This window comes from Streptomyces sp. Tek67B01 (genome assembly GCF_055231995.1).
In genome coordinates this window covers 4,223,356-4,240,939 of the sequence record NZ_JBUYUY010000001.1, presented here as the reverse complement: position 1 = coordinate 4,240,939, position 17,584 = coordinate 4,223,356, and the positions used below count along the sequence as shown (strand labels likewise).

Here is a 17,584-nt window from a genome sequence, read left to right as displayed (position 1 = left end):
TGGCCGGATATCACCGGCCCGGTCGGCCCGGCGGCGGTTGGGGGTCCGGCGCGTGCCGCGGGCAGTTGCACGCGGCTCGGCTCACCCGGCGTACGCACGCCGGGCGCCCGCGCAGGGCGCCCGCGCAGGGCGCCCTGCCATGGCGCGCGCGCCAGTGGCACGCGCCCCCGCTGCCGGGCGCCACCGGCGCGGCCGGGAGCGCCCCGCGGGGCAGGGGGGGCGCGAACCGGTCGGGAGTGCGCGGACCGGTCAGGACGTGCGGGTCGGTCAGGAGTTGTGGCGGCGTGCGAAGTTCCAGGCGTCGGTCACGATGCCGGTGAGGTCGGAGCGGGTGGGGGTCCAACCGAGGCGCTCGTGCGCCGTGCGGGCGGAGGCCACCAGGACGGCCGGGTCGCCCGCGCGGCGCGGGGCGACGATCTCGGGGATCTCCCGGCCGGTGACCTTGCGGACGGTCTCGATGACCTCGCGGACCGAGAAGCCACTGCCGTTGCCGAGGTTACAGATCAGGTGCTCGCCCTCGGTCGCGACGCGCAGCGCCGACAGGTGCGCCTGCGCGAGGTCGGCGACGTGGATGTAGTCGCGGACGCAGGTGCCGTCGGGGGTCGGATAGTCGTCACCGAACACGGAGATGGACTCGCGCTGCCCCAGCGCGACCTGGAGGACCAGCGGGATCAGGTGCGTCTCGGGGTCGTGCCGCTCGCCGAACTCCCCGTACGCGCCGGCCACGTTGAAGTAGCGCAGCGACACGGCGGCCAGGCCGTGTGCCACGCACTCCCCCGCGATCATCTGGTCGACGGCCAGCTTGGAGGCACCGTAGGGGTTGGTCGGCGCGGTCACCGACGCTTCCGTCAACAGGCCTTCGGTGGGCTCGCCGTAGGTGGCGGCGGTGGAGGAGAACACGAGCTTGCGCACGCCCGCCCCGCGCATGGCGGTCAGCAGGGCCAGGGTGCCGCCGACGTTGTTGTCCCAGTACTTGCCGGGGTTGGTGACGGACTCGCCGACCTGCGAGGAGGCCGCGAAGTGCAGTACGGCGTCGAAGGAGGGGTCCAGGTACTCGGCGGCGTCCTGGATGCGCCCGTTGATCAGGGTGGCGCCCGCGGGGACGCCCTCGCCGAAGCCGGTGGAAAGGTTGTCGAGGACGGTGACCTCGTGGCCGGCTTCCAGGAGGTGGGCGGCGACGACGCTGCCCACATATCCGGCGCCGCCCGTGACCAGGTACTTGCTCACTTGCTGCTGCCTCTCGCGGGGTGACGCACGCGGGACCGCGTGCTGGGTCCGGATTACCGGATCGGGGGCCTCCGGGGAAATCCGCCCCGGACATCCTGCCCCACTCCCCCGGAAGGCGGACCCCCCGCCCACCGGACTCCCGCGGGCCCTGCCCTCAGTCCTGGCCGGCCGGGGGCCACACGGGCGGCGCCGCCCGGTCCAGGAGGCCGGTACGGGCGGCCAGCGCGGCCGCCTCCAACCGCGAGCCCACGCCCATCTTCATCAGGACCCGTTGGACGTGTGTGCGGGCCGTGCTGGGCGCGATCGCCATGCCCGCCGCGATGAGCCGGGTGTCCTCGCCCTCCGCGACCCGGACCAGGACCTCCACCTCGCGCGGGGTGAGCAGGCGCAGCAGCCGGCTTCCCTCGTCGTCGGGTTGGGCGGCGGGGTTGAGCAGGTCCGCGAAGGCGCCCTGCAACAGCTGCGGGGCGATGGCGACCTCTCCCGCCCGCGCCTTGGCCAGGGCCCGTTCCACGCCCTCGATGCGCTCGTCGTGGCGTACGTAACCGCACGCCCCGGCGGCGAAGGCGGCGGCGATCCCACGCGGGTTCGGCACCGGGCCGAGGACCACGACGGCGATCTGCGGGCGCTCGCGCCGGATGCGGACGACGGGTTCGAAGACGGCCGGCTCGGCGGGCGTGGCGGTACCGAAGAGGCACACCTCGGGGGCACGGCTGATGACCAGTTCGGCCGCGCCGGCGGCCGGCGCGGCCGCGGCGAGGACCCGGTGGCCGCGCAGTTTGAGGGCCGAGGCGAGCGCCTCGGCCAGCAGGCGGTGTTCGTCGACCACCATGACCCGTACGCCCATCAGGGCACCCTCCCGTTCCTCCTGACCCGGCAAGCTACACGCTTGTTCGACGGGGCGTCCCGGTTACCGCGCGAAAGCCCCCGGAAGCGTTGGATCGTCCGGGGGCTCGCGTGCGGGGAGGGGCGGTCAGTTGGCGACGAAGGACACGAAGAGGTGCTCCGGGTCGCTGCTGCTGGAGTAGGGCTTGCGGACCATCGTGCGGGCGATGAACAGGTGCCCGTTGTGGTAGCGGAACTCCGAGTGGTCGACCACGAACTGGGTCTCGGCGCTGTGGGTGCTCTTGTCCGACGGGTTCTGCATGAGGATGGTCTGCTTCATCGTCTTGCCGTCGATGCTGACGATCTGGCCGCCTCCGTCGTACGGGGGCTCCTTGTAGGCGATGATGTTCGACCCGTCCATGCGCAGCGGGTACACGGTGTACCGCTCACCGGCGTCGGCGCGGTCGGTGGTGCCCTTGCCGGTCTCCAGGTCGAAGGAGACGATCTCGTTGGTGCGGCCGACGGAGTTGGCCGCACCCTGGTGCTCGTAGGTGGGGAGGTAGACCTTGCCGTTGCCGACGACCATGCCGGTGCACTGTTCGACCTCGGTGGCGGGGCAGTCGGGCCCGTAGTTGCCGCTGGAGAGCCCGATGCGGGACTTGAGCTGGCCGGCGTCGTCGATGACGAAGAGGTCGCTGACGTTGGTGGCGTTCTTGGCGGTGTTGCCGACGTTGGCGGCGACGACGAGCGGCTTGGTGGAGATGATGCCCGCCCACTCGATGCCGGGGGCGAGCTTGTACGAGGCCTTGGGCGCGCCGGTCACCGGGTCGAGGGACTGCGCGGAGAGGGTCTGGTTGGGGTCGTGGCCGCACTTGCGGAGCACGGCGAGGGCTTCGCCGCCCGCGTAGCCGAGGTCGTAGCAGCCGTCCGCGTCGGCCTTGGGCGTCCACAGCGACTTGCCGTCGGTGAGGTTCCAGGCGGCGCCGCCGCCCAGGCCGCCGGCGGCGACGGTCTGGCCGCTGAGGGTGACCTCGGTGAAGGGGACGGGCTTGTCACCGTTGGTCTGGGACTTGGCGGTGCCGGACCACAGGAGCTTGCCGGCGTCGAGGTCGATGACGCCGACCTGGGTGCACCGGGGGTACTTGTTGCTGTCGTTGGCCATGCCCTCTTGGAAGAGGATGGCCGTCTTGTTGCCGCTGACGTGCTTGGTCGCGCCGCAGATCTGGGCGGGGAGCGGGATCTCCCACTTCTTGCCGCCGTCCACGAGGTTGTAGCCGACGACCTTGGCCAAGTCGGACTTGGCGTAGGTGGTGTCGGTGAGCCAGGAGCCGTCGACGGAGACGACGTCGTCGGGCGCCGGGCTGGGGACGTTGACCAGGGTCCGCGACTTGGGGTTGGCCGGCACCTTCTCCGTGCCGCCCTTGGGTGCGGGGTCGCCGCCCTTGTTGTTGCCGGGGGAGGCGCTGGGGTCGCCGCCGGCGACGGGCTTGGTGCCGCCGCCCTTGCCCTCGTCGGATACGTACCAGAAGCCGCCGCCGATGATGAGGACCATGGCCAGCAGCGCCGCGCCGACGATCATCAGTTGGGTGCGCTTGTCCCCGCCGCCGCCCGAGCCTGCGACCTGGCCGGCGGCCGGTTGCGGCGCGGTGGGGAAGCCGGCGGGCTGCTGCGGGTAGCCGTAGCCGGCCGGTGCCTGCGGGGGGTATCCGTAGGAGGGCTGCCCGGGCGCGGCCACCGGGACGGTCGGGGGCTGTTGCGGGGCCTGCGGAGGCACGGGCGGGACCGGCGGCGGCGCCCCGTAGCCGCCGGAAGGCGGCTGGTTCGGCGGCGGGGGCGCGCCGTAGCCGCCGGGGGGCGGCTGGTTCGGCGGGGGCGGGGTGTTCGGCGTGCTCATGGGGGGATCTACTGCCTCTCGGTGGGCGGCTCGGTGGACTCGTTCACTTGCCGAAGGCCATCAGGAGCTTCTCGTCCTTGCCGTTGGCCTGTAGCCGGGTGACGGACAGGAAGAACCGGCCGTCCACGTAGCCGAGTTCCGGGGAGTAGAACGCGCTCTCGACCTTCGAGGCGGGTCCCGAGGGATTGTGCAGCAGCACGGTGGGGTTGCCGCCGGCGGCCGGGACGGCGATGACCTCGCCGCCCTTGTCGGAGGACAGGCTCTTGCGGTAGGCGACGAGTCGCCCCTTCTCCGCGGCGAGCGGGGCGATCAGGGCGTTGTCCCCGGCGGAGGTGCGCCACTTCGCCTTCCCGGTGCCCAGGTCGAAGGCGACGATCTCGTTGGACTTGAGGCTCCCGGTCTCGCTGCCGGTCGTCAGGTAGAGGGTGTCGTCGGCGACGACGGTGGTGCCGCAGCCCTGCCGGCTTTCCATGCCCGGCGCACAGCTGGTGAAGGAGCCTTCGGCGGACATGGTGGCCCGCTTTTGTCCGTCGGGTCCGAGGGAGAGGATGGCCCGCTGCTTGGTGTCGCGGTTGCCGAGGTCGAGGACGAGGGGGTCGACGGAGTAGACGCTGCTGACGTCGTAGCCCTTGGGCAGCCGGTAGGTCCAGCTCTTCTTGCCGGTGGTCGCGTCGGTGCCCTGGACCTCGACGATGCGGTCGGCGTCCTCGCAGGTGGCGATGCCGATCATCTTGGCGTTGCCGCCGCCGAGGTACGTCCGCGGCTTGCAGCCCTCGGGGACGTCGCCCGTGAAGAGCTTGTCACCGGTGCTGATCTTGTAGGCCGTGGTGGAGATGTTCCGGTTGATGGCGACCGTGTCGCCGACGATGCTCGGGTAGCCGTCGATGGAGGTGTCGAAGATGTTCTGCTTCTCGACGGTCTTCGTCCAGCCCTCCTTGCCCGTCTTGAGGTCGATCAGCTTCACCACATTGCAGTCGAACCCGTCGGCGTCACTGTCCTTGAGCACGACGACGGTCTTGCCGTCGCCGGTGGTCTGGTCGGTGCTGCCGCACATCTCGGTGGGGAGGTCGAGCTTCCACTTCTGCTTGCCGTCGGTGACCTGGTAGCCGACGAGGGACTTGCCCACCGCCTTGACGACGGAGTCGCCGACGACCCATTGGCCCCGCGTGGGGACGCCCGCGCCGGGTCCGTCGATGTTGGCGCTCTTGTACCAGAGGACCTTGTCCTCGCCGGGCTTGCGGCCCGCGTTGAGGTCGTCCTGGTCGCCGCTGCCGTTGCCGCTCCCGTCGCCCGTGTCGACGGAGGGCGAGTCGGAGGGCTTGTCGTCGGTGGGCGTACTGCTCTGCGCGACAGGGGGCTTGGGGGAGCCGCCGCCGTCCCGACCGAAGGCGAAGTACGCGCCGGTGCCCAGGACGATCGCGGTGGCCGCGACGGCCGCGATCGTGACGACCAGTTTCCGTCTGCGCTGTCCGGCGGGGTCACCGGGGACGCCGGATCCGCCGGGGACCGTGGGCGGCGACGGCGGGTAGCCGTAGCCGGGCTGCGGAAACTGCTGCGGCGGGAACGGCTGCTGCGGGGCCTGGGGTTGCGGGACCGTCGGGGGCTGCTGGGCGTACGGGTTCGCGCCCGGCGGGGGTACGTGACCGGGCTGCGGCGGCCCGGGCAGGTGGCCGTAACCGGAAGGCGGTGGCGGCTGGTTCGGCGGCGGCTGGGGCGGCTCGGTCATCAGCGCATACCTTCGGCGTCGGACGGTCGTGACGGGAGGATGACCTTTCTATCACTGACGCCGCGCGCGCAACGGGCCGGTCCGCTCCCTGTTCCCAAGGGAGGACCGGCCCGTGACGTGGTCGTTATCCGGCCGGCGGGCGGCCGTGCGCCGCGCGGATCAGGCCTCTTCGGCCAGCTCCAGCCAGCGCATTTCCAACTCGTCCCGTTCTGCGATGAGTTCGCGCAGCTCCGCGTCGAGCTTGGCGACCTTGTCGTAGTCGGTGGAGTTCTCGGCGATCTGCGCGTGCAGGTTGGACTCGCGGTCCGACATCTTGTTGAGCTGCCGCTCGATCTTCTGGAGCTCCTTCTTGGCGGCGCGCGCGTCGCCCGAGGACGACGACTTGACGGCCGCGGGGGCGGGCGCCGGTGCGGCGGCCTCGATCATCGCCCGCCGGCGCTCCAGGTACTCGTCCAGGCCGCGCGGCAGCATCCGCAGGGACGCGTCACCGAGGAGCGCCATCACGGTGTCGGTGGTGCGCTCGATGAAGAACCGGTCGTGGGAGATGACGATCATCGAGCCGGGCCAGCCGTCGAGGAGGTCCTCGAGCTGGGTCAGCGTCTCGATGTCGAGGTCGTTGGTCGGCTCGTCGAGGAACAGGACGTTGGGCTCGTCCATCAGCAGGCGCAGGATCTGCAGTCGTCGCCGCTCGCCGCCGGAGAGGTCCCCGACCGGCGTCCACTGCTTCTCCTTGGTGAACCCGAACTGCTCGCAGAGCTGACCGGCGGTCATCTCGCGGCCCTTGCCGAGGTCGACGCGGTCGCGGACGCGCTGGACGGCCTCCAGGACGCGCAGCGACGGGTCGAGTTCGCCGACCTCCTGGGAGAGGTAGGCCAGCTTCACGGTCTTGCCGACGGTGACGCTGCCGCCCGCGGGCTGTTCTTCGCCCTGGGTGCGGGCGGCTGCGGCGAGGGCGCGCAGCAGGGAGGTCTTGCCGGCGCCGTTGACTCCGACGAGGCCGACGCGGTCGCCGGGGCCGAGGTGCCAGGTGAGGTGCTTGAGAAGGATCTTGGGGCCGGCCTGGACGGTGACGTCTTCCAGGTCGAAGACGGTCTTGCCGAGACGGGCGTTGGCGAAGCGCATCAGCTCGGAGGTGTCGCGCGGCGGCGGCACGTCGGCGATGAGCTCGTTGGCGGCCTCGATGCGGTAGCGCGGCTTGGAGGTGCGGGCCGGGGCGCCGCGGCGCAGCCAGGCGAGCTCCTTGCGCATGAGGTTCTGCCGCTTGGACTCCTCGGTGGCGGCGATCCGGTCGCGTTCGGCGCGGGCGAAGACGTAGTCGCTGTAACCGCCCTCGTACTCGTGGACGGCTCCGCGCTGGACGTCCCACATGCGGGTGCAGACCTGGTCGAGGAACCAGCGGTCGTGGGTGACGCAGACGAGTGCGGAGCGGCGTTCCTGGAGGTGCTTGGCGAGCCAGGAGATGCCCTCGACGTCGAGGTGGTTCGTCGGCTCGTCGAGGACGAGGAGGTCCTGCTCGGCGATGAGGAGCTTGGCCAGGGCGATACGGCGGCGCTCGCCGCCGGAGAGCGGGCCGATGACGGTGTCGAGGCCCTGCCCGAAGCCGGGCAGGTCGAGGCCGCCGAAGAGACCGGTCAGCACGTCGCGGATCTTGGCGTCGCCGGCCCACTCGTGGTCGGCCATGTCGCCGATGATCTCGTGGCGGACGGTGGCCTGGGGGTCGAGGGAGTCGTGCTGGGTGAGGACACCCATGCGCAGCCCACCGGACTGGGTGACGCGTCCGGTGTCGGGTTCCTCCAGTTTGGCCAGCAACCGGATGAGGGTGGTCTTGCCGTCGCCGTTGCGGCCGACGACGCCGATGCGGTCTCCCTCGGACACGCCGAGGGAGATGCCGTCGAGCAGGGTACGGGTGCCGTACACCTTGCTGACTGCCTCGACATTGACCAGATTGACGGCCATCAGACGCGCTCCAGGTGGGGGTCCCCCCGGCCGGTGTCCGGGAGAGGGTGTGGATCAGCTGTGGATCAGCCCCTCAGCCTAACCCTCCGGGAGGGCGGTGGCTCCGGGGGCGGGGCTGGTCGCCACGCGGGTGGTGCGGCAGGTCCCGGAGGCCTCCAGGGCGGTGGCCACCCTCGCGGCGGACCCCGCGTCACGCACCAGGAACGCGGTGGTGGGGCCGGAGCCCGAGACCAGGGCGGCCAGGGCTCCGGCGCGCGTGCCCGCCGCGAGGGTGTCGGCGAGCCGGGGTCGCAGCGACAGCGCGGCGGGCTGGAGGTCGTTGGCCACGGTCGCCGCGAGCGCGTCGGGGTCACCCGAGGCGAGGGCGTCCAGCAGCGCCGGGGAGGCCTGGGGGGCGGGGATGTCCCGCCCGGCGGCGAGCCGGTCGAACTCGCGGAACACGGCCGGGGTCGACAGTCCGCCGTCGGCGACCGCGAAGACCCAGTGGAAGGTTCCCGCCGGGACCGGTGTGAGGATCTCCCCGCGTCCCGTGCCGAGCGCCGCCCCGCCGATCAGGCTGAACGGGACGTCGCTGCCCAGCTCGGCGCAGATGTCCAGCAGTTCGGCGCGGGGGGTGTCCAGCCCCCACAGGGCGTCGCAGGCCAACAGGGCCGCCGCGCCGTCCGCGCTGCCCCCGGCCATGCCGCCCGCCACGGGGATGCGCTTGGCGATGTGGAGGTGCACGGACGGCAGGAGGCCGCTGCGCTTGGCGAGGATCTCGGCCGCGCGGGCCGCGAGGTTGCCCCGGTCCAGGGGCACCTGGTCGGCGTCGGGTCCTTCGCAGGTCACCGTCAGCTCGTCGGCTGGGGCCGCGGTCACCTCGTCGTAGAGGGACACGGCGAGGAAGACGTTCGCCAGGTCGTGGAATCCGTCGGGCCGGGCGGCGCCGACCGCCAGCCGCACGTTGACCTTCGCGGGGACCCGTACGGTCACGGGGCGGCTCACAGCGCGGGCCTCTCGGCGGCCGGCTTGTGCTCGGCGATGGCCGCGAACTCCTCCACCGTCAGGGACTCGCCGCGGGCCTGCGGGGAGACGCCCGCGGCGACCAGCGCGGCCTCGGCGCCGGCCGCGGAGCCCGCCCAGCCGGCGAGGGCGGCGCGCAGGGTCTTGCGGCGCTGCGCGAAGGCCGCGTCGACGACCGCGAAGACCTCCGCCTTGGAGGCGGTGGTCTTGATCGGCTCGGCGCGGCGGACCAGCGAGACCAGACCGGAGTCGACGTTGGGGGCGGGCCAGAACACCTTGCGGCCGATGGAGCCGGCCCGCTTGACGTGCGCGTACCAGTTGGCCTTGACCGACGGCACCCCGTACACCTTGTTGCCCGGCTCGGCGGCGAGCCGGTCGGCGACCTCCGCCTGCACCATCACGAGCGTCCGCTCGATGCTGGGGAAGCGGTCGAGCATGGTGAGCAGGACGGGCACGGCCACGTTGTAGGGCAGGTTCGCGACGAGCGCGGTCGGCGCGGGGCCGGGCAGCTCGGTGACGAGCATGGCGTCGGAGTGCACGAGCGCGAAGCGGTCCTTGCGCTGCGGCATCCGCGCCTCGATGGTGGCGGGCAGCGCGGCGGCGAGGACGTCGTCGATCTCGACGGCGGTGACCCGGTCCGCCGCCTCCAGCAGCGCGAGGGTGAGCGAGCCCAGACCCGGACCGACCTCCACGACCACGTCGTCCGGCCGCACCTCGGCGGTGCGGACGATCCGGCGGACCGTGTTGGCGTCGATGACGAAGTTCTGGCCCTTCTGCTTCGTCGGCCGGACGCCGAGGACGGCGGCCAGTTCCCGGATGTCGGCCGGGCCGAGGAGGGCGTCGGAAGGGGTCTCGTGGGGCTGCTGCTCTGCGGTGCTCACCGGTAAAGCCTACGGCCGCAGTGGGGCCAGGGAGTCGCCCCCCGCTGCACGTAGAGCTTCTTGGCCCGGTACGTCTGCTCCGCGCCAGGGGCGTCCTGGGGGCGGCCACTGCCGCCCAGGCTCTGCCAGGTGGTCACGTCGAACTGGTACAGGCCGCCGTAGGTGCCCGACGCGTCGGTCGCCGAGGGCCGGCCGCCCGACTCGCACTGGGCCAGCGCGTCCCAGTCGAGGTCGTCCGCGCCCGCGACGGAGGTCGGCAGCGGCTTCGTGCCGACCTTGACGAGCTGGGTGACGGGTTCGCGGACGACCTCGTCGGCGATCCGGCGGGGCTTCTCCCGTACGCCGTTGACGGTGCGCAGGCTGTAGGTGACCCGGCGGGCGCCGGCCCGGCCCGCGCGTTCCACCACCTCGGTGCCGACGAACAGGCTGTCGTCCTGCGCCTTCTCGGTCTCGAACGGGATGCGTTCCTCGCGGACCTCCCGGGTGCCGGCGATCCGCAGCACGGTCACGGTCTGTCCGTCGCGGGGGAAGGAGTCCGGCGGGACTGATGTGGTGTCCTCGCCGCGCAGGGTGATGCCGGCCTGGCCGAGGGCTTCCCCGACGGTGGCGGCGTTGGTGCGGATGGTGGTCTCGTGTCCGTCGGCCATGAAGGTGACGCCGCGTTCGGTGCGGACGGTCAGGGTGAGCCCGGCGCGCGGTACGGCGGTGGTGCGGGCGGCGGAGAGGTAGGCGCCCTCGGCGCGGACGCCGAGCTGGCGCAGGGCGCCGTCCACGGTGCGGGCGGTGGTCCACACCTGGCGGGGCTGTCCGTCGAGGGTGAGGTGGAGGGGGCGCCCGTAGCGGACGACGATGTCTTCGCCGTCTTCGAGTTCCGTGTCCCGGCCGGGGGCGACGAGGTCGTGGGGGCCGACGCCGAGGCGTTCGGCGGCGAGCAGTTCGTCCACTCCGCCGGCGAAGGTGTGGAGGGTGCGGGGTACGCCGTCGACGGTGAGGCGGACCGTCTTGTCGGCGGCGACGAACGCGGTGGTGCCGCCCGCGAGGAAGGCGACGACCAGGGCCTGGGGGATGATGCGGCGCCAGTGGTCGGGGCCGGCCGGGGCGGGGGCGGGGGCCGCGCGGCGTCTTGCGCCGGCCGCCGGGGCGGGCGCGGGGTCGGCCGGTGGGCTCTCCACGCGGCGCCGGCGCCCGGTCTCGGACGGGCCGGGACCGGCGGGGAGCCGGACGGTGGGGCCGGCCTCCGGGCGGCGGCGCCGGCCGGGTCCGGGGGGCTCCTCCGGCGGGGTACGGTACGGGGCCTCGTGCGGGGCGACGGTGTGGCCGTGGCCCTTGCGGCGCCGGGCGGGGCGGGGGGCGGGGACGGCGGCATCGGGCTCGGGGCGGGGACCGCTGCCCGGGTCGGGTTCCCGGGGCGCGGGGGGTTCGGGATCGGCCCGGGGGCCGAGGAAACTGTCGAGCGGGCCGCCGAGGTGGCTCCCGTAGGGGACGCCGCCGCGGCCGTCATACGGATCGGGGAACGGGTCGCCGTACGGGGCGCCGGGGTGCCCGTACGGGGCGCCGGGGTGCCCGTCGGGCAGCCGGGGCCCGGGGTCGGCCCACGTCGGGTCGGGGGCGAGGGTGGCGGCGGTCGGCCACGCCATCGGCTGCTCCGCGTCGGTGCCCCATCCGTCCCGCTCGCCGGCCGGCCGGGGAGCGGCCGTCTGCACGGCGCGGCCGCCACGGCGGTGTCCGCCACTGCCCTGTGTCTCGCTCACGACGCTCGCTCCACGTGTCCGGCACCCGCTGGTTCGGGCACGGCACCCTAGCGGGAACGCCCGTCACTCACCAAAGTCGGGCGGCTACCGAGCGTGTCGGGGCGCGGGGAGTCGTACGCGGATTCGTACGGGGATTCGTACGGACGCCTCAGTAACCGAAGGCGCGGGCGGTGTTGGCGGCCAGGGCGGTGGCCATCGCGTCCTCGTCGATGCCGCGCACCGCCGCCATCGCCCGTACCGTCAAGGGAATGAGGTAGGGGGCGTTGGGCCGACCGCGATACGGCGCGGGTGTGAGGTACGGGGCGTCCGTCTCGACGAGCACCAGCTCCGAGGGGGCCACGGCGAGCGCCTCGCGCAGCGACGCGGCGTTCTTGAAGGTGACGGTCCCGGCGAAGGACATGTAGTAGCCGGCGGCCGCGCACTCCCGGGCCATGTCGGCGTCGCCGGAGTAGCAGTGGAAGACGGTCCGCTCGGGGGCGCCCTCCTCGCGCAGGACGCGCAGCACGTCGGCGTGGGCGTCGCGGTCGTGGATGACCAGGGCCTTGCCCCGGCGCTTGGCGATCTCGATGTGGGCGCGGAACGAACGCTCCTGCGCGGCCATGCCCTCGGGTCCGGTGCGGAAGTAGTCGAGTCCGGTCTCGCCGACCGCCTTGACGTGCGGGAGCGCGGCCAGGGCGTCGATCTCGGCCAGCGCGTCGTCCAGCGCGTCGTCCCCGCCACCGGCCCGGGCGCCCTGCCTCGACCAACCGTCAGGATCGCCGTGCACGATGCGGGGCGCTTCGTTCGGGTGAAGGGCGACGGCCGCGTGGACGTTCTCGTACGCGGCGGCGGTCTCGGCGGCCCAGCGCGAACCCTTCACGTCGCAGCCCACCTGGACGACGGTCGCGACGCCCACGGACGCGGCCTTGGCCAGGCCTTCTTCGACGGTTCCGGACTGCATGTCCAGGTGGGTGTGGGAATCGGCGACCGCCACCCGCAGCGGTTCGGGCAGCGGGGGCGGCGCGTCGTTCGAGGTACGGCTCATGAGGCCGATCTTATGACCGGTCGGGCGGGGGGTCCCGCCGCTCACTTGCGAAAGCGCCTGCGCAGCCGGGCCAGCGGCCCGACGCGCCGGCCTTCGGCTTCCTCGGCGACGACCGGGCCGGGAGCGGCGTGGTCGGGGACGGCGCTCCTGCGCTGCCTGGGCGGGCGGGGGGCGTCGTACATGGCCGGGGGCGGGCCGGCGATGGCCGGGTTGATGGCGTGCTGGTAGAGCTGGTCGAGCATGCCGAGGACCGACTTGACCTGTCCCTCGCGCATGATGCGGACCACGTGGCCGCCGCAGTTCATGCACGTCGGGTTGGACAGGGGGGACGGAACCCGCTCGCTGTTGACCGTGTACACGATGAACGGCTCGCCTTGGCCGTTCACGTGGTGTTCGATCTCGTACCCCTGCTCCCAGCCGAATCCGCACTTCATGCAGGCGAACGAGTACGCCTCGTGCACGGTGTGCACGGCCGGCCTCGACGGGGCGGTGGGTATGGCGGTGGCTGCGGTCGTAGCGGGTGCCGGGGTCTCAGCGATCTCACTCATGCCAGCTCCTCTTGTTCCACTGGTGCATTGCCAGTGGACGCCTCTTCGGGCGGGAGCGCATCAGGCCCTGTCCAGTATTGGGCGGACTTTGGTCCACTCATGCCAAAAGCGCCCGGTACCCGGTCTGAGCTTTGCTTTTCAGGTTATCCCTTTACCGATCTACGGCACCTTTTGAGCCGCATTCTTTGCCGCGACCACCGCGTCGAAGACGTCGCGCTTGGGTACGCCCGCCTCGGCGGCGACCGCCGCGATGGCCTCCTTGCGCCGCTCCCCCGCCTCTTCTCGCACCCGCACCCTGCGCACCAGCTCCTCGTCGTCCACATCTCCCGGCGCGGCGGCCGGTGCGCCCTCGACGACGATCGTGATCTCGCCGCGCACGCCCTCGGCGGCCCAGGCCGCCAGCTCGCCGAGACCGCCGCGCTTGACCTCTTCGTAGGTCTTGGTCAGCTCGCGGCACACCGCGGCCCGTCGATCTTCGCCGAACACCTCGGCCATCGCGGCCAGGGTGTCGTCGAGCCGGTGCGGGGCCTCGAAGTAGACGAGCGTGCGCCGTTCGCCCTCGACCTCGCGGAGCCGACCGAGGCGCTCGCCGGCCTTGCGCGGCAAGAACCCCTCGAAGCAGAACCGGTCCACGGGCAGCCCCGACAGCGCGAGCGCGGTCAGCACGGCGGAGGGGCCGGGGACGGCGGTGACCTTGATGTCCTTGGCCACGGCGGCGGCGACGAGCCGGTAACCGGGGTCGGAGACCGAGGGCATCCCGGCGTCGGTGACCAGCAGCACCCGCTTGCCGGACTCCAGGGCCTCGACCAGTTCGGGGGTGCGGGCGGACTCGTTGCCCTCGAAGTACGACAGCACGCGCCCGGTGGTGTGCACGCCGATGCCCTGGGTGAGCCGGCGCAGCCGCCGGGTGTCCTCGGCGGCGATCACGTCGGCCCGCTCCAGCTCGGCCCCCAGGCGCGGCGGGGCGTCGGCGAGGTCGCCGATCGGGGTCCCGGCGAGCACGAGCACGCCGGAGGTGGAGGGGGCTTCGGCGGCGCGGGGCTGGTCAGTCGTCACCCGTCCATCCTCTCAGCCGTCCCACCTGACTCGCGCAGCCACTGGGGTTCCCACAGAGGAGTTCCCTACGATGACCCGGTGACCAGTACCGCGACGCCGCCGCCCAGCCCCGCGGGGGCCCCGCCCGTCCCGCCGGGCGGCCACGGCTCCGAACCCGAGCCGCCCGTCTGGCTCCGTCGCCTGCGCGGCTTCGGCTACGCCCCGCGCACCCGGGGCGCGGACGTCGGCACCCGCCTCGTGCCGCCGTACGCGCGCCCCTCCGAGCAGCTGTGGACGGCGCTCGGTGTGCCCGTCGCCGCGCGCGAGCGGTGGCAGCGCGTCATGGCGTGGGTGGGGCCGCTGCTGGTGACGCTGGTGGCGGGGGTGCTGCGGTTCGTGCACCTGGGCAGCCCGAAGGCGGTGATATTCGACGAGACGTACTACGCGAAGGACGCCTGGGCCACGATCCGCCAGGGGTACGAGGCGAGTTGGCCCAAGGACATCGACAAGTCGATCCTCGCCGACCCGAACGGGGTGGCGCTGCCGCTGGAGCCGGGCTACGTCGTGCACCCGCCGGTCGGGAAGTGGGTGATCGGGCTCGGCGAGTGGATGTTCGGTTTCGATCCGTTCGGTTGGCGGTTCATGACCGCCCTGCTGGGCACCTTGTCGGTCCTGATGCTGTGCCGGATCGGCCGCCGGCTGTTCCGCTCGACGTTCCTGGGCTGCCTCGCCGGCGCGTTGCTGGCGGTGGACGGTCTGCACCTGGTGATGAGCCGGACGGCGCTGCTCGACCTGGTGCTGATGTTCTTCGTGCTGGCCGCTTTCGGGGCGCTGGTCATCGACCGGGACCGGACCCGGGCACGGCTCGCGGCGGCGCTGCCGGTGGACGGCGAGGGCCGCCCCCGGCCGGACGCGCTCGTCGCGCAGACGCTGCGCCTGGGATGGCGCCCGTACCGGCTCCTGGCCGGCGTCTGTCTGGGCTTGGCGTTCGGCACCAAGTGGAACGGCCTGGTGGTACTGGCCTTCTTCGGCGTCCTGACGGTGCTGTGGGACGCGGCCGCGCGCCGCACGGCGGGCGCGGGCGCCCCGTACGCGGCGATGCTGCGCCGGGACGCGCTGCCCGCGTTCCTGTCGACCGTGCCGGTGGCGATCGCCGTCTACCTGGCGTCCTGGACGGGCTGGCTCCTGAGCCCGGACGACGGCAGGGGCGCCTACTTCCGCGACTGGGCCGCCAAGAACGACCGGCACAGCTCCCTGTCCTGGCTGCCGGAGTGGCTGCGGAGCCTGTGGCACTACGAGACCGAGGTGTACAAGTTCCACGTGGGCCTGACCTCGGGTCACACGTACGAGTCGAACCCGTGGAGCTGGCTGGTGCTGGGCCGGCCCGTCTCCTACTTCTACGAGTCCCCCGCGCCCGGTACGGACGGCTGCCCGGCGACCGAGACGGGCAAGTGCGCCCGCGAGGTGCTGGCCCTGGGGACGCCGCTGCTGTGGTGGGCGGGCTGTTTCGCGCTGCTGTACGTGCTGTGGCGCTGGTTCTTCCGCCGCGACTGGCGGGCGGGCGCGATCGCGTGCGCGCTGGCCGCGGGTCTGCTGCCCTGGTTCAACTACCAGGAGCGGACGATCTTCTACTTCTACGCGGTGGTCTTCGTCCCGTACCTGTGCCTGGCGGTGACGATGATGATCGGCGCACTGCTGGGACCGGCCGGGTCGTCGGAGCGACGCCGGGCCCTGGGCGCGATCGGAGCGGGCGTCCTGGTCCTGCTGATCATCTGGAACCTCATCTATTTCTGGCCGATCTACACCGGCGGCGCCCTCCCGATGGACTCCTGGCGCGGCCGGATGTGGCTGGACACCTGGGTGTGAGGCCCCGATTCCGCACGGGGGCCGGAACCGGCCACGACATCGCGGTCCGGTAACGAGACGGGTCTCGCCGTCGCGCACCGCGTAAGGTCCACACCAAAGAGTTCTTGAACATGTTCAGGGACGGTGGTCGGGGAGGGGACGCAAGTGAACGGGGCGGCGAAGGGTGCCATCGTCGGCGGGGTGTTCCTCGCGGTGGTCGGCGGTGGCGGGTACGGCTTGTACATGTTGGTCGGGGAGGACGCGGGCCACGGCGGGGCGACCGGCGTCGCTGCCGCCGCCAAGGACAGCGGGCCGCCGACGGGGAAGGAAACCGCGGAGACCGCGAAGGCCTTCCTCGCCGCCTGGGCCTCGGGGGACGAGCGCGCGGCAGCCGACCTGACGAACAACGCGCAGGAAGCCCAGGGGGCGGTCGCCGAGTTCAAGACCAAGGCGTACGTGTCCAAGGCCGTGATCACCCCCGGCACGCCGAACGGCGCCACCGTGCCCTTCAAAGTCGAGGCCGAGGTGACGTACGAGGGCGCCACCAAGCCCCTCGCGTACGACTCACAGCTGACCGTCGTACGCGGTCTAACCAGCGGGAAACCGCTGGTCGACTGGCAGCCCTCGGTCCTCCACCCGCAGCTGCGGAAGGGCGAACGGCTGCGCGCCGGGGCGCCCGCGAGCGCGCCCGTCAAGGCCGTGGACCACACCGGCGAGGAGCTGACGGCGGAGAAGTACCCCTCGCTGGGGCCGGTCCTCGCCGAACTGCGACAGACCTACGGCGCGAAAGCGGGCGGCAAACCCGGCACGGAGCTGTGGATCGAGCCGGCCGAAGCGGGCGCGCCGAAGCGGCCCCTGCTCACCCTTGCGGAGGGCGAGCCCGCCACGCTGACGACGTACCTGGACGCACGGGTGCAGGCGGCGGCGGAGAAAGCCGTCGCCGGCTACCCGGAATCCTCGGTGGTCGCCGTCCAGCCGAGCACCGGACACGTCCTGGCCGTGGCGAACAACCGCAAGGACGGCTTCAACGCGGCCATGCGGGGCGCCCGGGCCCCCGGCTCGACGATGAAGATCGTGACGGCGGAGATGCTGCTCGACCGGGGCAAGGCCGCGGCCGACCGGCCGGCGGAGTGCGTCAAGGAAGCGGTCTGGGGCGGCCGCGCCTTCCACAACCTGAACGACTTCGCGCTGCCCGGCGCGAGCTTCGCGACCAGCTTCGCCAAGTCCTGCAACACCGCTTTCATCAAGCAGATCGACGACGTCAAGGACGACGCGGCGCTGTCGAAGGAGGCCAAGGAGGTCTTCGGCATCGGGCTGGACTGGAAGACGGGCATCAAGTCGGTCGACGGCAAGGTCCCCGTCGCGACGGGCGCGGAGGCGGCGGCGGAGTACATCGGCCAGGGCGACATCACCATGAACCCGCTGAACGTCGCGTCCCTCACGGCCACGGCGCGCAGCGGCCGGTTCCAGCAGCCGCTGCTGGTCCCGGCGGAGCTGGACGGCCGACCGATAGCCGCGGCGGCGCGGGGGATGAAGCCGTCGGTGCGGCAACAGTTGGTGTCGATGATGCGGCTGACGGCTTCGAACGGGACGGCCTCGGGGGTCATGTCCTCCGTCGGCGGCGACAAGGGCGCCAAGACGGGGTCGGCGGAGGTGGACGGCGTCAGCCCGGACAGCTGGTTCACCGGCTTCAGCGACGACGTGGCGGCGGCGGCCATGGTCGAATCGGGCGGCCACGGCGCGGACGCGGCGGGCCCCATCGTGGCCGCCGTTCTGCGCGTCCACTCCTGACGTCCCGTCCTCTGCCCGGCCCGGCCATGGTCCGCCGCCGGAGCCGGGGTGGGCCCGGCCGCGGGCCTGCTGCCCCTGG

Annotated in this window: 13 protein-coding genes; 2 read left to right on the top strand and 11 right to left on the bottom strand. The window is 72.7% G+C overall.

Translation table 11 applies throughout. The annotated features are described in order from the left end of the window. Positions 1–267: 267 nt before the first annotated feature. From galE to rsmI, 11 genes are all read right to left on the bottom strand, one after another. Positions 268–1,227: a UDP-glucose 4-epimerase GalE gene (gene galE, locus ACV7NM_RS19145; protein ID WP_463411405.1), complete on the bottom strand. Its 960-nt coding sequence runs from the start codon at positions 1,225–1,227 to the stop codon at positions 268–270. A gap of 154 nt (positions 1,228–1,381) precedes the next feature. Then, entirely contained in the window at positions 1,382–2,074 is a 693-nt protein-coding gene (locus ACV7NM_RS19140) for a response regulator transcription factor (protein ID WP_463411404.1), read from the bottom strand. A 126-nt stretch (positions 2,075–2,200) separates the two neighbouring features. After that, entirely contained in the window at positions 2,201–3,946 is a 1,746-nt protein-coding gene (locus ACV7NM_RS19135) for an outer membrane protein assembly factor BamB family protein (protein WP_463411403.1), read from the bottom strand. Positions 3,947–3,989: 43 nt separating this feature from the next. Further along, complete coding sequence (locus ACV7NM_RS19130; RefSeq protein WP_463411402.1) at positions 3,990–5,672, bottom strand: outer membrane protein assembly factor BamB family protein; 1,683 nt, start codon at positions 5,670–5,672, stop codon at positions 3,990–3,992. A gap of 159 nt (positions 5,673–5,831) precedes the next feature. Beyond that, positions 5,832–7,628: an ABC-F family ATP-binding cassette domain-containing protein gene (locus ACV7NM_RS19125; protein ID WP_463411401.1), complete on the bottom strand. Its 1,797-nt coding sequence runs from the start codon at positions 7,626–7,628 to the stop codon at positions 5,832–5,834. Between the two features lie 78 nt (positions 7,629–7,706). Further along, a complete protein-coding gene (locus ACV7NM_RS19120; RefSeq protein WP_463411400.1) occupies positions 7,707–8,612 on the bottom strand; it encodes a 4-(cytidine 5'-diphospho)-2-C-methyl-D-erythritol kinase in 906 nt (301 codons plus the stop codon). After that, positions 8,609–9,511 (bottom strand): 16S rRNA (adenine(1518)-N(6)/adenine(1519)-N(6))-dimethyltransferase RsmA, encoded by a 903-nt coding sequence (rsmA, locus tag ACV7NM_RS19115; protein ID WP_463411399.1) that lies wholly within the window; start codon positions 9,509–9,511, stop codon positions 8,609–8,611. The genes ACV7NM_RS19120 and rsmA overlap by 4 nt, the downstream gene beginning before the upstream one ends. Next, positions 9,508–10,683, bottom strand: coding sequence for a ubiquitin-like domain-containing protein (locus tag ACV7NM_RS19110; protein ID WP_463413985.1), 1,176 nt, complete (start codon positions 10,681–10,683; stop codon positions 9,508–9,510). The genes rsmA and ACV7NM_RS19110 overlap by 4 nt, the downstream gene beginning before the upstream one ends. Before the next feature lie 727 nt (positions 10,684–11,410). Further along, positions 11,411–12,286: a TatD family hydrolase gene (locus tag ACV7NM_RS19105; RefSeq protein ID WP_463411398.1), complete on the bottom strand. Its 876-nt coding sequence runs from the start codon at positions 12,284–12,286 to the stop codon at positions 11,411–11,413. Between the two features lie 41 nt (positions 12,287–12,327). After that, the gene (locus ACV7NM_RS19100) at positions 12,328–12,834 is read right to left on the bottom strand and encodes a hypothetical protein (protein ID WP_463411397.1); all 507 of its coding nucleotides are present in this window, start codon (positions 12,832–12,834) and stop codon (positions 12,328–12,330) included. Between the two features lie 159 nt (positions 12,835–12,993). Beyond that, positions 12,994–13,890: a 16S rRNA (cytidine(1402)-2'-O)-methyltransferase gene (gene rsmI, locus ACV7NM_RS19095; protein WP_463411396.1), complete on the bottom strand. Its 897-nt coding sequence runs from the start codon at positions 13,888–13,890 to the stop codon at positions 12,994–12,996. A gap of 78 nt (positions 13,891–13,968) precedes the next feature. Here rsmI and ACV7NM_RS19090 point away from each other — a divergent pair, with 78 nt between their 5' ends. Together ACV7NM_RS19090 and ACV7NM_RS19085 are read left to right on the top strand one after the other, a co-directional pair. Further along, a complete protein-coding gene (locus ACV7NM_RS19090) occupies positions 13,969–15,735 on the top strand; it encodes a dolichyl-phosphate-mannose--protein mannosyltransferase (RefSeq protein ID WP_463411395.1) in 1,767 nt (588 codons plus the stop codon). A gap of 144 nt (positions 15,736–15,879) precedes the next feature. Beyond that, positions 15,880–17,505 (top strand): penicillin-binding transpeptidase domain-containing protein, encoded by a 1,626-nt coding sequence (locus ACV7NM_RS19085; RefSeq protein WP_463411394.1) that lies wholly within the window; start codon positions 15,880–15,882, stop codon positions 17,503–17,505. Positions 17,506–17,584: the final 79 nt, after the last annotated feature.

What these genes read in the sequence shown, in the direction of transcription:
- ACV7NM_RS19125 (WP_463411401.1), bottom strand. Translation starts at nt 7,628, where the DNA reads ATGGCCGTCAATCTGGTCAATGTCGAGGCAGTCAGCAAGGTGTACGGC.
- ACV7NM_RS19140 (WP_463411404.1), bottom strand. Translation starts at nt 2,074, where the DNA reads ATGGGCGTACGGGTCATGGTGGTCGACGAACACCGCCTGCTGGCCGAG.
- ACV7NM_RS19105 (WP_463411398.1), bottom strand. Translation starts at nt 12,286, where the DNA reads ATGAGCCGTACCTCGAACGACGCGCCGCCCCCGCTGCCCGAACCGCTG.
- ACV7NM_RS19135 (WP_463411403.1), bottom strand. Translation starts at nt 3,946, where the DNA reads ATGAGCACGCCGAACACCCCGCCCCCGCCGAACCAGCCGCCCCCCGGC.
- ACV7NM_RS19100 (WP_463411397.1), bottom strand. Translation starts at nt 12,834, where the DNA reads ATGAGTGAGATCGCTGAGACCCCGGCACCCGCTACGACCGCAGCCACC.
- ACV7NM_RS19130 (WP_463411402.1), bottom strand. Translation starts at nt 5,672, where the DNA reads ATGACCGAGCCGCCCCAGCCGCCGCCGAACCAGCCGCCACCGCCTTCC.